Consider the following 14,624-nt stretch of genomic DNA (forward strand, 5'->3'; position numbering starts at 1 on the left):
GCTTCAGCGACCGTGACGCCTCAGCCACTCACGGGAAAGCTCCCGGGCACGCTGGTCGGCGGCAAACACCGCATCCAGCGATGGCAGCGGCACGACGGGCTCTTGGTCGAGCACCTGTTCGATCATACCCGCGATCTCCGGGAAGCGGATACGCCGCCCAAGAAATGCCTCGACCGCCACCTCGTTGGCTGCGTTGAGCACAGCGGGTGCACTGTTGCCGGCCTCGGCAGCCTGCCGCGCCAGGCGCAGGCAAGGGAAGCGCTGTTCGTCGGGCGCCTGAAAATCCAGACGGGCGATGGCGAACAGGTCCAGCGGTGCCACCCCGGAGTCGATCCGCTCGGGCCACGCCAAGGCATTGGCGATCGGCGTGCGCATGTCCGGATTACCCAGCTGTGCCAGCACCGAACCATCCACATAGTCGACCAGAGAGTGGATCACGCTCTGCGGGTGAACCACCACCTCGACCTTGGCCGGCGCGGCATCGAACAGCCAGCAGGCTTCGATCAGCTCAAGCCCCTTGTTCATCATGCTGGCCGAGTCGACGGAAATCTTGCGCCCCATCGACCAGTTAGGGTGCGCGCAGGCTTGCTCAGGGGTCACGTCCAGCAGTGCCTCGACCGGCGTTTCACGGAACGGGCCGCCGGAAGCCGTGAGCAGGATCCGGCGTACGCCGACCGCGCTCAGGCCGCGCGCATAATCGCCGGGCATGCACTGGAAAATCGCGTTGTGCTCGCTGTCGATTGGCAACAGCACGGCACCACTGCGCCGTACCGCCTCCATGAACAGCGCGCCAGACATCACCAGGGCTTCCTTGTTGGCCAGCAACACCTTCTTGCCCGCCTCGACGGCCGCCAAGGTAGGACGCAGGCCGGCCGCACCGACAATGGCTGCCATTACGGCGTCCACTTCCGCTGCCGAGGCCACCTGACAAAGCCCGGCCTCACCCTCCAGCACTTCGGTAGCGCAACCGACCGCAGCCAGGCTTTCGCGCAGCCGCTGGGCCGCCTCGGCGCTTGGCACCACGGCAAACGCCGGACGATGGCGCACGCACAGGGCCAGCAATTCATCGATACGCGAATAGCCGCTGAGGGCAAACACCTGGTAGCGGTCGGGGTGCCGCGCAACCACATCCAGCGTGCTCAGGCCGATGGAGCCAGTGGCCCCAAGCACGGTAATACGCTGCGGGCGACTCACATCACACCCCATTCGGCAGCCCATAGCAGCACGGCGAAGATCGGGATCGCTGCGGTCAGGCTGTCGATGCGGTCCAGCACACCACCATGGCCAGGCAGCAGGTTGCTGCTGTCCTTGATGCCGGAGCGGCGCTTGAACATGCTCTCGGTCAGGTCACCGACCACCGAGGACATCACCAGCAACGCGGCGCCCAGCAGGCCCAGCAAGAGCTGGCCAAAGCCCCAGTCGCGGCTGATGCCGACACCCAGGGTAATCAACAGGCTGACGGCCAGGCCGCCATATACACCTTCCCAGCTCTTGCCAGGGCTGACCTGCGGGGCGAGCTTGCGCTTGCCAAACGCCCGACCAGAGAAGTACGCGCCGATGTCGGCAGCCCAGACCAGCACCATGACCGAGAGGATCAGCCAGTTGCCCAGCGGCCAGTGTTTGAGCAGTACCAACCCCTGCCAGGCTGGCAGCAACACCAGCAGGCCAATCAGCAACCGACAGGCGGCACTGGCCCACAGCTCGCTGCTGCGCGGATAGGTAAGCACCAGCCAGGTGGCCAGGCCCCACCATATCACCGCAGCGCCCAACACCCAGGGTGCCAGCTCCGGGAGGATGTACAGCAGCATCAGCGCCCCGGCGACCACCAAGGCATAGGCAATGCGCAGCGGCTGGGCCATGAGCCCGGCCAGGCGCGCCCACTCCCAGGCGCCAAGGGTCACCACGAAGCCGATGAACAGGGCAAAGTCCCCACCGTTGAGCAGGAAGAAACCGCCCAGCGCGATCGGCAGCAGGATCAGCGCGGTAATGATGCGTTGTTTAAGCATTAAGCACGAGCTCCAGCCTCGACCTGCTCGCTGGTCTTACCGAAGCGGCGCTGGCGCGAAGCGAAATCGGCCAGGGCATTGCGCATGGCCTCGTGTTTGAAGTCCGGCCAGTACAGGTCGGAGAAGTACAACTCGGCGTAGGCCAGTTGCCACAACAGGAAATTGCTGATGCGGTGCTCGCCACCGGTGCGGATGCACAGGTCCGGCAGCGGCAGCTCGCCGGTTGCCAGGCACGTCTGCAGCAGACCCGGGGTGATATCTTCCGGGCGCAGGTGACCGGCTTGCACTTCCCGCGCCAGCCGCTGGGCGGCCTGGGCGATATCCCACTGGCCACCATAGTTGGCTGCGATCTGCAGGATGAAGCGATTGTTGCCGGCGGTCAGCGCCTCGGCTTCGCGCATGGCGGCCTGCAATTCAGGGTGGAAACGCGAACGGTCACCGATGATGCGCAGGCTGATGTTGTTCTCGTTGAGGCGCTTGGCCTCGCGGCGCAGGGCCGAGAAGAACAGTTCCATCAACGCGCCAACCTCTTCGGCCGGGCGCTGCCAGTTTTCACTGGAGAAGGCGAACAGGGTCAGTACCTCGACCCCGGACTTGGCACAGACTTCGATGACCGCGCGAACGGCGTCGACACCCGCCTTGTGCCCGGCAACGCCGGGCAGCAGGCGCTTTTTCGCCCAGCGGTTGTTGCCATCCATGATGATCGCGACATGACGCGGCACCGAGGACGGTGCCGCCAACTTGGACTTTTCCATTAAAAAACCCCGACCTTAGACGGCCATCAGGTCCTTTTCCTTGGCTTTGTACGCAGCATCGACTTCAGCAATGAACTTGTCGGTCAGCTTCTGGATCTCGTCCGCCGCGCGACGTTCTTCGTCTTCGCTGATTTCCTTGTCCTTGGTCAGCTTCTTCAGGTCGCCCAGGGCATCGCGGCGCACATTGCGCACAGCGACCTTGGCATCCTCGGCCACACCGCTGGCCTGCTTGGTGTAACCCTTGCGGGTTTCCTCGGTCAGGGCCGGCATCGGCACGCGAATGGTGGTACCGGCGCTGGACGGGTTCAGGCCCAGGTCGGAGGTGAGGATGGCCTTTTCGATGGCAGCACTGAGGTTTTTGTCGTGCGCGACAATCTTCAGGGTGCGAGCGTCTTCGACGGTGATCGCGGCCACCTGGTTCAGCGGCATCTCGCTACCCCAGGCTGTGACCTTGACGCTGTCCAGGATGCTTGGGTGCGCGCGACCGGTGCGGATTGCCGCGAGGTTGCGAGCCAGGGCTTCGATGGACTTGCCCATGCGCTCCTGCGCGTCTTTCTTGATGTCGTTGATCATGCTTGGCCTTCCTCGATCAGAGTACCTTCAGCGCCACCCACCACGATGTTCAGCAGGGCGCCAGGCTTGTTCATGTTGAATACCCGCAATGGCATCTTGTGGTCACGGCACAGGCAGATTGCGGTCAAGTCCATCACACCCAGCTTGCGATCCAGGACCTCATCGTAGGTCAGGTGATCGAACTTCTCGGCGTGTGGGTCCTTGAATGGATCGGCAGTGTACACACCATCGACCTTGGTCGCCTTCAGCACCACGTCGGCATCGATTTCGATGGCGCGCAGGCAGGCCGCGGAGTCGGTGGTGAAGAACGGGTTGCCGGTACCGGCGGAGAAAATTACCACATCCCCGGAGTTGAGGTGGCGAATAGCTTTGCGACGATCGTAATGATCGGTGACACCGACCATGGAAATGGCCGACATGACCAGGGCCGGGATGTTCGAGCGCTCCAGCGCATCGCGCATGGCCAGGCCGTTCATCACGGTGGCCAGCATGCCCATGTGGTCACCGGTGACGCGGTCCATGCCGGCTGCGCTGAGCGCGGCGCCGCGGAACAGGTTGCCACCACCGATCACCAGACCGACCTGGACACCGATCCCTACCAGCTGGCCAACTTCAAGGGCCATGCGATCCAGCACTTTCGGGTCGATCCCGAAGTCTTCCGAGCCCATCAGGGCCTCGCCGCTAAGTTTGAGCAAAATGCGTTTATAGCGAGGTTGGCGACCACTCACCTGCTGAGCCATTGCGAGTCTCTCCTGCGGCGTACTTTTAGAAAATTCGTGCGGGCTGTTTGCAGCCTGCTAACTGTAGCGTGGCACCGTTTTGGTGCCAGCGGCGGCGAGTTTTATAAACCCTTCGCCGTTTTGACAAAGAGGCTGCGCGCGTGAGCGGGCAGCCTCTTTTGGGCGACAGACGGGGCTGTCTTACTGCTTGGCAGCAGCTACCTGAGCGGCAACTTCAGCAGCGAAGTCGTCGACTGGCTTCTCGATGCCTTCGCCTACTTTGAAGTAGGTGAAGGAAACGATTTCAGCGCCGGCTTTCTTGGCCAGTTCGCCAACTTTGACTTCCGGGTTCATAACGAAAGCTTGCTCTTTCAGCGAGGCTTCGGCTTTGAACTTGGTGATACGGCCGTTGATCATGTTCTCAACGATGTTTTCCGGCTTGCCGGCGATCTTGTCGGCGTTCAGCTGCAGGAAGACACCCTTCTCGCGCTCGATGGCCTCGGCGGAGATTTCCGACGAATCCAGGAACTCTGGGTTCGAAGCTGCAACGTGCATGGCGATGTTCTTGGCCAGCTCGACGTCACCACCTTTCAGGACAACGGCAGCGCCGATCTTGTTGCCGTGCAGGTAGGCACCGACAACGTCACCCTCAACGCGCACCAGGCGACGGATGTTGACGTTCTCGCCGCACTTGGCAACCAGGGCTTCACGAGCCGCTTCACGCGAAGCGATCAGCGGAGCAGCGTCGGTCAGCTTCTCGGCGAAGGCTTGCTCGAGGCTTTCGGCTACGAAGTTCTTGAAGTCGTCTTGCAGGGCCAGGAAGTCGGTCTGCGAGTTCACTTCCAGCAGGACGGCGGATTTACCGTCGGTCTTGACGGCGATAGCGCCTTCAGCAGCGACGTTGCCAGCCTTTTTGGCGGCCTTGATGGCGCCCGAGGCACGCATGTCGTCAATGGCTTTCTCGATGTCGCCGCCGGCCTTTTCCAGGGCCTTTTTGCAATCCATCATGCCTTCGCCGGTACGCTCGCGCAGTTCTTTTACCAGCGCTGCAGTAATTGCTGCCATTTCAAAATCCTCTTGGAAAGTTTTTCAACCATTCCACCCGTTCGTCACGGGCGTTCAATTCTGCTAATCCGCTGTTTTCATTTCAGCGAGCCCATGATGCGGGGCCGATGCTGACAGCAGGATTTCAAGGTGGCAAAAAGGGGGCAGAGCCCCCTTTTTGCGTGCCAAGTAGACGCTAGCGCCTATTACTCAGCAGCAGGTGCAGCCGCTTCTTCAGCGTAAACTTCGGTGCCGCCGGCAACGTTGTTGCGGCCGCGGATGACTGCGTCAGCCATCGAAGTCATGTACAGCTCGATAGCGCGGATGGCGTCATCGTTACCCGGGATGATGTAGTCAACACCTTCAGGGCTGCTGTTGGTATCGACAACGCCGATAACCGGGATGCCCAGCTTGTTGGCTTCGGTGATCGCGATGCGCTCATGATCAACGTCGATAACGAACAGAGCGTCTGGCAGACCGCCCATATCCTTGATGCCGCCCAGGCTGCGATCCAGTTTTTCCAGGTCGCGGGAGCGCATCAGGGCTTCTTTCTTGGTCAGCTTGGCGAAAGTGCCGTCTTCGGCCTGAGTTTCCAGGTCGCGCAGACGCTTGATCGAAGCGCGGATGGTCTTGTAGTTGGTCAGCATGCCGCCCAACCAACGGTGGTCAACGTATGGCGAACCGCAACGAGCAGCTTGCTCGGCGACGATCTTGCCGGCGGAACGCTTGGTGCCGACGAACAGGATCTTGTTCTTGCCCTGGGCCAGGCGCTCAACGAACGACAGAGCGTCGTTGAACATTGGCAGGGTTTTTTCCAGGTTGACGATGTGGATCTTGTTGCGCGCGCCGAAAATGTACTTGCCCATTTTCGGGTTCCAGTAACGGGTCTGGTGGCCGAAGTGCACACCGGCCTTCAGCATATCGCGCATGTTGACTTGGGACATGATAGTTCCTTGATAAGTCGGGTTGGGCCTCCACGTATCCCAATGACCAACCCGCGAATTTCGCAACTCGGGGCACCCAGGTCATCGTGTCGACACGTGTGTGGGTTTAAGTACTGACGGGGTCGTCCCCGAAAGCGGCGCATTTTATACCACACACCGCGGCCGAACGGAACCCGGATACTGTTGCGTCCGTCAGCGGCTTTTGCAGCACCTGCGCTTTCGCGCCAGAATGCCAGCTATAGACAGCAGCCTGGCCGCCTTTATCCCGACCGATCGGCGCCTTGCTCTGCTAGAATCCGGCCTTTCCCGTTTGTTCGCGCCGTATACGGCGCCGTAGAGAGCCTGTAATGACCGTCACCATCAAGACCGCAGAAGACATCGAAAAGATGCGCATCGCTGGCCGCCTGGCCGCCGAGGTGCTGGAAATGATCGAAGAACACGTCAAGCCCGGTGTCACCACCGAAGCGCTCGACCGCCTGTGCCACGACTATATCGTCAACGTCCAGCAGGCCATCCCGGCACCGCTCAACTACAAGGGCTACCCGAAGTCGATCTGCACCTCGATCAACCATGTGGTCTGTCATGGCATCCCCAACGACAAGCCGCTCAAGGACGGTGACACGCTCAACATCGACGTCACCGTGATCAAGGACGGCTACCACGGCGACACCAGCCGCATGTTCCACGTCGGTACCGTACCGGTATGGGCCGAACGCCTGTCCAAGGTGACCCAGGAGTGCATGTACAAGGCCATCGAGCTGGTCAAGCCAGGCTGCCGCCTGGGCGACATCGGTGAAGTGATCCAGAAGCACGCGGAAAAGAACGGCTTCTCGGTGGTGCGCGAGTTTTGCGGCCACGGCATCGGCAAGGTGTTCCACGAAGAGCCGCAGATCCTGCACTACGGCCGTGCGGGCACCGGTATGGAATTGAAAGAAGGCATGACCTTCACCATCGAGCCGATGATCAACCAGGGCAAGGCCGACACCAAGGTACTGGGCGATGGCTGGACCGCCATCACCAAGGACCGCAAGCTCTCGGCCCAATGGGAACACACACTGGTGGTGACCGCGACCGGCTACGAGATCTTCACCCTGCGCAAGGACGACACCATCCCGCGCACCTCGGCCTGACCGTACTCCGACAGGCCACCCCACGACAGGAACGTGACGCGATGCCCCAGGTGGATCCCGAGCTGTTCGACCGCGGTCAGTTCCAGGCGGAACTGGCCCTCAAGGCGAGCCCTATCGCCGCCTTCAAGAAAGCCATCCGCCTGGCCGGCGAGGTGCTCGACAAGCGTTTTCGCGCGGGCGGCGAAATCCGCCCACTGATCGAAGCCCGCGCCTGGCTCGTGGACAATATCCTGCAACAGGCGTGGAACCAGTTCGACTGGGGCGACCACAGCGGCATCGCCCTGGTTGCGGTGGGCGGCTACGGGCGCGGTGAACTGCACCCGCATTCGGACATCGACCTGCTGATCTTGCTGGGCGCCGCCGAGCACGAGCAGTACCGCGATGCCATCGAACGTTTTCTCACCTTGCTGTGGGACATCGGCCTGGAAGTGGGCCAGAGCGTGCGCACCGTCGACGAGTGTGCCGAGCAGGCCCGCGCCGACCTGACGGTCATCACCAACCTGATGGAAAGCCGCACCATTGCCGGCCCCGAGGCCCTGCGCCAACGCATGCTGGAGGTAACCAGCACCACGCACATGTGGCCGAGCAAGGAATTTTTCCTGGCCAAGCGCGCCGAACTCAAGGCCCGCCACCACAAGTACAACGACACCGAGTACAACCTCGAACCCAACGTCAAGGGCTCACCAGGCGGCCTGCGCGATATCCAGACGGTACTGTGGGTGGCGCGCCGCCAGTACGGCACCCTGAACCTGCATGCACTGGCTGGCGAAGGCTTTTTGCTGGAAAGCGAGAACGAGCTGCTGGCCTCCTCCCAGGACTTTCTGTGGAAGGTGCGCTACGCCCTGCACATGCTGGCCGGGCGCGCCGAGGACCGGCTGCTGTTCGATCATCAGCGCAGCCTGGCCGCACTGCTGGGATACAGCGACGAAAACCCCAAGCGGGCAATCGAGCAGTTCATGCAGCAGTACTACCGGGTGGTGATGAGCATCAGCCAGCTGTGCGACCTGATCATCCAGCATTTCGAGGAAGTGATCCTCGCCGACGAGGACAGCGGCACCACCCAGCCGCTGAATGCGCGTTTCCGCCTGCATGATGGCTATATCGAGGCCACCAACGCGAACGTGTTCAAGCGCACGCCGTTCGCCATGCTGGAAATCTTCGTGCTGATGGCCCAGCACCCGGAAATCAAAGGCGTGCGTGCCGATACCGTGCGCCTGCTGCGCGAGCACCGGCACCTGATCGATGACACGTTCCGCACCGACATCCGCAACACCAGCCTGTTCATCGAGCTGTTCAAGTGCGAAATCGGCATCCACCGCAACCTGCGGCGGATGAACCGCTACGGCATCCTTGGCCGCTACCTGCCGGAGTTCGGGCTGATTGTCGGGCAGATGCAGCATGACCTGTTCCATATCTATACGGTCGATGCGCACACCCTCAACCTCATCAAGCACCTGCGCAAGCTGCAATATACGCCGGTGTCCGAGAAATTCCCGCTGGCCAGCAAGCTCATGGGCCGCCTGCCCAAACCCGAGCTGATCTACCTGGCTGGCCTGTACCACGACATCGGCAAAGGCCGCCAGGGCGACCACTCCGACCTCGGCGCAGTGGATGCGAAGAAGTTCTGCGAGCGCCACCAGTTGCCGGCCTGGGACAGCCGCCTGATCGTCTGGCTGGTGCAGAACCACCTGGTGATGTCGACCACCGCCCAGCGCAAGGACCTGTCCGACCCACAGGTGATCAACGACTTTGCCCTGCACGTGGGTGATGAGACACGCCTGGACTACCTCTATGTGCTGACCGTGGCCGACATCAACGCCACCAACCCCAGCCTGTGGAACTCCTGGCGGGCCAGTCTGCTGCGTCAGCTGTATACCGAGACCAAGCATGCCCTGCGCCGGGGCCTGGAAAACCCGCTGGACCGCGAAGAGCAAATTCGCCAGACACAATCCGCAGCGCTGGACATCCTGGTGCGCGAAGGCACCGACCCGGACGACGTCGAGCAACTGTGGTCGCAACTGGGCGATGACTACTTCCTCAAGCACAACGCCGCCGACGTGGCCTGGCACAGTGACGCGATTCTGCAGCAACCCGCCGATGGCGGGCCGCTGGTGCTGATCAAGGAAACCACCCAGCGCGAATTCGAAGGCGGCACGCAGATCTTCATCTATGCCCCCGACCAGCACGATTTCTTCGCCGTGACGGTGGCCGCCATGTCGCAGCTGAACCTGAACATTCATGACGCGCGGATCATCACGTCGAGCAGCCAGTTCACCCTCGACACCTACATCGTGCTGGATAACGACGGCGGCTCGATCGGCGACAACCCGCAGCGGGTCAAACAGATTCGCGACGGCCTGACCGAAGCGCTGCGCAACCCCGAGGACTACCCGACCATCATCCAGCGCCGGGTACCGCGCCAGCTCAAGCACTTCGACTTCCCGCCACAGGTGACCATCCTCAACGATGCCCAGCGCCCGGTGACCATCCTCGAAATCACTGCGCCCGATCGCCCGGGGCTGCTGGCCCGGCTTGGGCGGATCTTCCTGGAGTTCGACCTGTCGCTGCAAAACGCCAAGATCGCCACCCTCGGCGAACGGGTGGAAGACGTGTTCTTCATCACCGATGCCGACAACCAGCCGCTGTCCGACCCGCAGCTGTGCAGCCGCCTGCAGGAAGCCATCGTGCAGCAACTGCAGGCCGGCCAAGGCGACGCCAGCCCGACCCGCGTGACCTTTTAACGATTAGACGATTGACGAGACTTTGCGCCGATGAACCATGCCTTGACCCAGCTTCAGCCCTACCCCTTCGAAAAGCTCCGCGCCCTGCTGGGCAGCGTGAAGCCTGCGGCGGACAAACGCGCCATCGCCCTGTCGATCGGTGAGCCGAAGCACGAATCGCCGGCGTTCGTCGCCCAGGCCATGGCCGACAACCTTGACAAGCTGGCGGTATACCCCAGCACCATCGGCCTGCCGGCCCTGCGTCAGGCGATTGGCCAATGGTGCGAACGGCGCTTTGGCGTGCCCGCCGGCTGGCTGGACGCCGACCGCCACATCCTGCCGGTCAACGGTACCCGCGAAGCGCTGTTCGCCTTCACCCAGGCTGTGGTCAACCGCGCCGATGATGGCTTGGTGGTCAGCCCCAACCCGTTCTACCAGATCTACGAAGGCGCAGCGCTGTTGGCCGGGGCCACCCCGCACTACCTGCCGTGCCTGGAAAGCAATGGTTTCAACCCCGACTTCGACGCGGTGCCGGCCGAAGTGTGGCAACGTTGCCAGATCCTGTTCCTGTGCTCGCCAGGCAACCCCACTGGCGCGCTGGTGCCGATGGATACCCTGAAGAAGCTGATCGCCCTGGCTGACGAGCACGACTTCGTGATCGCTGCCGACGAATGCTACAGCGAGCTGTACTTCGACGAAGACGCGCCGCCTCCAGGCCTGCTGACAGCCTGCGCCGAACTGGGCCGCAATGATTTCAAACGTTGCGTGGTGTTCCACAGCCTGTCCAAGCGTTCCAACCTGCCGGGCCTGCGTTCGGGCTTCGTGGCGGGCGACGCCGAGATCATCAAGCCGTTCCTGCTGTACCGCACCTACCACGGTTGCGCCATGCCGGTGCAAACCCAGCTGGCCAGCATTGCCGCCTGGCAGGACGAGGCGCATGTGCGCGAGAACCGCGACCAGTACCGCGCCAAGTACGATGCCGTGCTGGACATTCTGCAGCCGGTGCTGGACGTGCAACGCCCGGACGGCAGCTTCTACCTGTGGGCCAAGGTGCCGGGTGACGATGCCGAATTCACCCGTGACCTGTTCGAAGCCCAACATGTGACGGTGGTGCCGGGGTCGTACCTGTCGCGTGAAGTAGACAGCGTGAATCCGGGTGCCGGGCGCGTGCGCATGGCGCTGGTTGCACCGCTGGCTGAATGCATCGAGGCGGCGGAACGGATTCGCGCTTTCCTGCAGAATCGCTGACAGCCCCATTCGCGGGCATGCCCGCTCCCACAGATGCTGCACTGATTTCAACTGCAGCGCATGACCTGTGGGAGCGGGCGTGCCCGCGAATGGCCTTGATAGGGCCTACTTGACCGGCCCCAGGTTCGCCTCGCTCATATCCAGCTCCCCCAGCACCTGCCGCACCACTTCATCCCCTACCTCGTGCTGGCGATGCAGGTTATACAGCTCCAGCCGCTGCGCCCGCAGCGCACGCAAGCGCAAACGCCGCTCCAGCAAGTCCATCTGTTCGGCCAGTGCCTTGGCCTCGGCACTGTCGTTATAGCTGTCCAGCTCATCCCGGTATTCCGCCATCAACCGCGCCTTCAGCTCGGTCGCCAGGGTCGCCTGCGCGGCGTCCTGCGGGGCATTGCTGTCAATGACCTCCTCAGCCTCCAGGGCGTGGATCGCCGCCTCGGCCGTACGCCGCCAGGCCTCCTGCACCTCTTGGTGCAAGCGCTCGTCCGCGCTTTTGGTTACCCCGCGCAACAAGAACGGCAGCGCGATACAGGCGCTTATCAGCGACAAAAGGATCACCCCTGCGGCAATGAAGATCAGCAAATCACGTTCCGGGAAAGCCTTGCCTGCCCCAATCAACAACGGAATAGACATCACACCGGCCAAGGTAACGGCACCGCGAACGCCACCCAGCGTCAGCAACCAGCAGGAGCGCGCCGTGGGCATCAGCACCAGCGCGGGCTTGCCGCGCCAGCGGCGGACCACGCCGATCGACCGCCAGATGCTCTGTACCCAGATAAACCGCAGCAAGATCAGCGCAGCAAAGATCGCCACTACATCCAGGCAACGGTAGGCCAGGGTTGGCCAAACAGTGGGTTCGTGGCTGACCACGGCCTTGATGATGTCCGGCAATTGCAGGCCCAGCAGCAGGAAGATCAGCCCATTGAAAGCAAACTCCAGCAGTGACCACACACTGCGGTTGAGCAGCCGCGTGCTGGTCTGCCGTGGCAACAGGTCGAGCCAGCTTTGCATCATGCCGGCCGCCACAGCCGAAAGGATGCCCGATACACCCAGGCGCTCTGCCAATACATAGGCGGCGAACGGCAGCAGCAACATGAACACGACGTGGGTGGCCGGGTCATCCCAGCCGCGGGCGATCATCCATGCACGCAGGCGGCCGATCAGCCAGCTCAAGGCGACACCCACCGCCAGGCCGCCCAACGCCACCAGAACAAAGGTGAAGCTCGCATCAGCCAGCGAAAACACCCCGGTGATTGCCGCCACCAGAGCAAACTTGAAGGTCACCAGGCCAGACGCATCGTTCATCAGCGCCTCGCCTTGCAACATGTGCATCAGCGGAGTGGGCAGGCGGTCCTGGGTGATGGCCGACACTGCCACAGCATCGGTGGGTGACAGTACCGCCGCCAGGGCAAAGGCCACCGGCAGCGGGATGCTCGGCAACAACCAGTGAATGAAGTAACCGGCTCCGACCACGGTGAACAGCACCAACCCTACGGCCAATGCCACCACCGGCCCACGGATTCGCCACAACTCACGCTTGGGAATGCGCCAGCCGTCGGCGAACAGCAGCGGCGGCAAGAACAGGAACAGGAACAATTCGGGGTCCAGGGCCACATGCAAGCCCAATGTCGGCCAGGCCAGCAAGGCACCGGCGGCAATCTGCACCAACGGCAAGGGCAGCGGCACCATGCGGCCAACCAGCTTCGACAGGCTGACCAGCGTCAGCAGGATCAGGACGGTGTAGGCGGACTGCATCCGGGAAAGCTTCCTTTGTGAACCAGAAACGATAGCAGGGCGAAACATCGCCATTGAAACAATATGTTAGCGGCGAGCGGCGATTTGGGGCCGCTGCACGATAGTCGCAGGTGGCCGGGGAATATGTAACATGATGATACCTCGCTCGATCTCCGACACACTGCACGGCTCAAGACAAGCACACCCGTGGCGCTCACAGGATCGTTCCCGCATAATCCCGCGACTGACATTCGGAAAACGGAGAGATTGGGGCAACCTGTGACCCCAATGCACACAATGACCTACACGCTCTACGGCATCAAAGCTTGTGACACCATGAAAAAGGCGCGTACCTGGCTCGAAGACAAGGCCATCGCCTACGAATTCCACGACTACAAGACCCAAGGCATCGACCGTGACAGCCTGAACCGCTGGTGCGACGAACACGGCTGGGAAGTCATCCTCAACCGTGCTGGCACCACCTTCCGCAAGCTGGACGACACCAGCAAGGCCGACCTCGACCAGGCCAAGGCCGTCGAGCTGATGCTGGCCCAGCCGTCGATGATCAAACGCCCGGTGCTGGACCTTGGCGCGCGCACCCTGGTCGGTTTCAAGCCCGACCTGTACGCCGCAGCCCTGGCCTGAGCCCCTACCCTATTTCGCACGAGGTAATCACATGTCCAATACCCTGTTCAGCCTGGCCTTCGGTGTCGGCTCCCAGAACCGCCAGGGCGCCTGGCTTGAAGTGTTCTACGCACAACCCCTGCTCAACCCGAGCGCCGAACTGGTCGCTGCTGTAGCCCCAGTGCTGGGCTATGAAAGTGGCAACCAGGCCATCGCTTTCAGCAACGCCCAGGCCGCGCAACTGGCCGAAGCCCTGAAAGGCGTTGACGCGGCCCAGGCCGCCCTGCTGACCCGCCTGGCCGAGAGCCACAAGCCGCTGGTCGCCACCTTGCTGGCCGAAGACGTTGCCCTGACTTCCACCCCAGAGGCCTACCTGAAGCTGCACCTGCTGTCGCACCGCCTGGTCAAGCCGCACGGTGTTAGCCTGGCCGGTATCTTCCCGCTGCTGCCGAACGTGGCCTGGACCAACCAGGGCGCGGTCGATCTGGCCGAACTGGCCGAGCTGCAACTGGAAGCGCGCCTGAAGGGCGAGCTGCTGGAAGTGTTCTCGGTGGACAAGTTCCCGAAAATGACCGACTACGTGGTCCCTGCCGGCGTGCGTATCGCCGACACCGCCCGTGTGCGCCTGGGTGCCTACATCGGCGAAGGCACCACCATCATGCACGAAGGCTTCGTCAACTTTAACGCTGGCACCGAAGGCCCAGGCATGATCGAAGGCCGCGTGTCCGCTGGCGTATTCGTTGGCAAGGGCTCGGACCTGGGCGGCGGCTGCTCGACCATGGGTACCCTGTCCGGTGGCGGCAACATCGTCATCAAGGTGGGTGAAGGCTGCCTGATCGGCGCCAACGCCGGTATCGGCATTCCGCTGGGCGACCGCAACACCGTCGAAGCCGGCCTGTACATCACTGCGGGCACCAAGGTGAACCTGCTGGACGAGAACAACGAGCTGGTCAAAGTGGTCAAGGCCCGCGACCTGGCTGGCCAGACCGACCTGCTGTTCCGCCGCAACTCGCTGAACGGCGCCGTGGAGTGCAAGACCCACAAGTCGGCCATCGAGCTGAACGAAGCGCTGCACGCCCACAACTGAGAACCTTCCCGGGTTTGAGGTGTTAAGATCGGGTCTGGCGCCA

13 protein-coding genes are annotated in these 14,624 nt (G+C 62.5%); 5 read left to right on the forward strand and 8 right to left on the reverse strand.

The window, feature by feature from the left end; translation table 11 throughout:
• Positions 1–3: 3 nt before the first annotated feature.
• The 7 genes from ispC to rpsB all read right to left on the reverse strand — a co-directional run bounded on the left by ispC (position 4) and on the right by rpsB (position 6,041).
• Positions 4–1,194 (reverse strand): 1-deoxy-D-xylulose-5-phosphate reductoisomerase, encoded by a 1,191-nt coding sequence (ispC, locus tag D8767_RS23265; protein ID WP_028699980.1) that lies wholly within the window; start codon positions 1,192–1,194, stop codon positions 4–6.
• Positions 1,191–2,006, reverse strand: coding sequence for a phosphatidate cytidylyltransferase (locus D8767_RS23270; RefSeq protein ID WP_016712932.1), 816 nt, complete (start codon positions 2,004–2,006; stop codon positions 1,191–1,193). Before D8767_RS23270 ends, ispC begins: the two co-directional genes overlap by 4 nt.
• Entirely contained in the window at positions 2,006–2,761 is a 756-nt protein-coding gene (uppS, locus tag D8767_RS23275; RefSeq protein WP_016712933.1) for a polyprenyl diphosphate synthase, read from the reverse strand. The genes D8767_RS23270 and uppS overlap by 1 nt, the downstream gene beginning before the upstream one ends.
• 15 nt (positions 2,762–2,776) lie before the next feature.
• Positions 2,777–3,334, reverse strand: coding sequence for a ribosome recycling factor (gene frr / locus D8767_RS23280; RefSeq protein ID WP_016712934.1), 558 nt, complete (start codon positions 3,332–3,334; stop codon positions 2,777–2,779).
• Positions 3,331–4,074 (reverse strand): UMP kinase, encoded by a 744-nt coding sequence (gene pyrH / locus D8767_RS23285; protein ID WP_003252294.1) that lies wholly within the window; start codon positions 4,072–4,074, stop codon positions 3,331–3,333. Before pyrH ends, frr begins: the two co-directional genes overlap by 4 nt.
• A 180-nt stretch (positions 4,075–4,254) precedes the next feature.
• Entirely contained in the window at positions 4,255–5,118 is an 864-nt protein-coding gene (gene tsf / locus D8767_RS23290) for a translation elongation factor Ts (protein WP_016712935.1), read from the reverse strand.
• 185 nt (positions 5,119–5,303) lie between these two features.
• On the reverse strand, positions 5,304–6,041 hold the full coding sequence (gene rpsB, locus D8767_RS23295) for a 30S ribosomal protein S2 (protein WP_003252287.1): 738 nt from the start codon (positions 6,039–6,041) through the stop codon (positions 5,304–5,306).
• 347 nt (positions 6,042–6,388) lie between these two features.
• On the opposite strand from rpsB, the gene map reads away from it, so the two are divergent.
• Genes map through dapC form a run of 3 tightly spaced genes read left to right on the forward strand, consistent with a single transcriptional unit; the run spans position 6,389 to position 11,139 of the window.
• Positions 6,389–7,171, forward strand: a complete 783-nt coding sequence (gene map / locus D8767_RS23300) for a type I methionyl aminopeptidase (RefSeq protein ID WP_016712936.1) — start codon at positions 6,389–6,391, stop codon at positions 7,169–7,171.
• Positions 7,172–7,212: 41 nt separating this feature from the next.
• Positions 7,213–9,912, forward strand: coding sequence for a [protein-PII] uridylyltransferase (locus D8767_RS23305; RefSeq protein WP_122048445.1), 2,700 nt, complete (start codon positions 7,213–7,215; stop codon positions 9,910–9,912).
• Between the two features lie 30 nt (positions 9,913–9,942).
• Positions 9,943–11,139: a succinyldiaminopimelate transaminase gene (gene dapC / locus D8767_RS23310; RefSeq protein ID WP_016712938.1), complete on the forward strand. Its 1,197-nt coding sequence runs from the start codon at positions 9,943–9,945 to the stop codon at positions 11,137–11,139.
• Between the two features lie 105 nt (positions 11,140–11,244).
• Here the strand turns inward: dapC and D8767_RS23315 are convergent, their stop codons facing one another.
• The gene (locus D8767_RS23315) at positions 11,245–12,891 is read right to left on the reverse strand and encodes a Na+/H+ antiporter (RefSeq protein WP_016712939.1); all 1,647 of its coding nucleotides are present in this window, start codon (positions 12,889–12,891) and stop codon (positions 11,245–11,247) included.
• A gap of 276 nt (positions 12,892–13,167) precedes the next feature.
• Here D8767_RS23315 and D8767_RS23320 point away from each other — a divergent pair, with 276 nt between their 5' ends.
• Together D8767_RS23320 and dapD are read left to right on the forward strand one after the other, a co-directional pair.
• Complete coding sequence (locus tag D8767_RS23320) at positions 13,168–13,515, forward strand: ArsC family reductase (RefSeq protein ID WP_028699979.1); 348 nt, start codon at positions 13,168–13,170, stop codon at positions 13,513–13,515.
• 31 nt (positions 13,516–13,546) lie between these two features.
• Positions 13,547–14,581, forward strand: a complete 1,035-nt coding sequence (gene dapD, locus D8767_RS23325) for a 2,3,4,5-tetrahydropyridine-2,6-dicarboxylate N-succinyltransferase (RefSeq protein ID WP_016712941.1) — start codon at positions 13,547–13,549, stop codon at positions 14,579–14,581.
• Positions 14,582–14,624 lie beyond the last annotated feature (43 nt).

This window comes from Pseudomonas sp. LTGT-11-2Z (assembly GCF_003691445.1).
Taxonomy (GTDB): domain Bacteria; phylum Pseudomonadota; class Gammaproteobacteria; order Pseudomonadales; family Pseudomonadaceae; genus Aquipseudomonas; species Aquipseudomonas monteilii.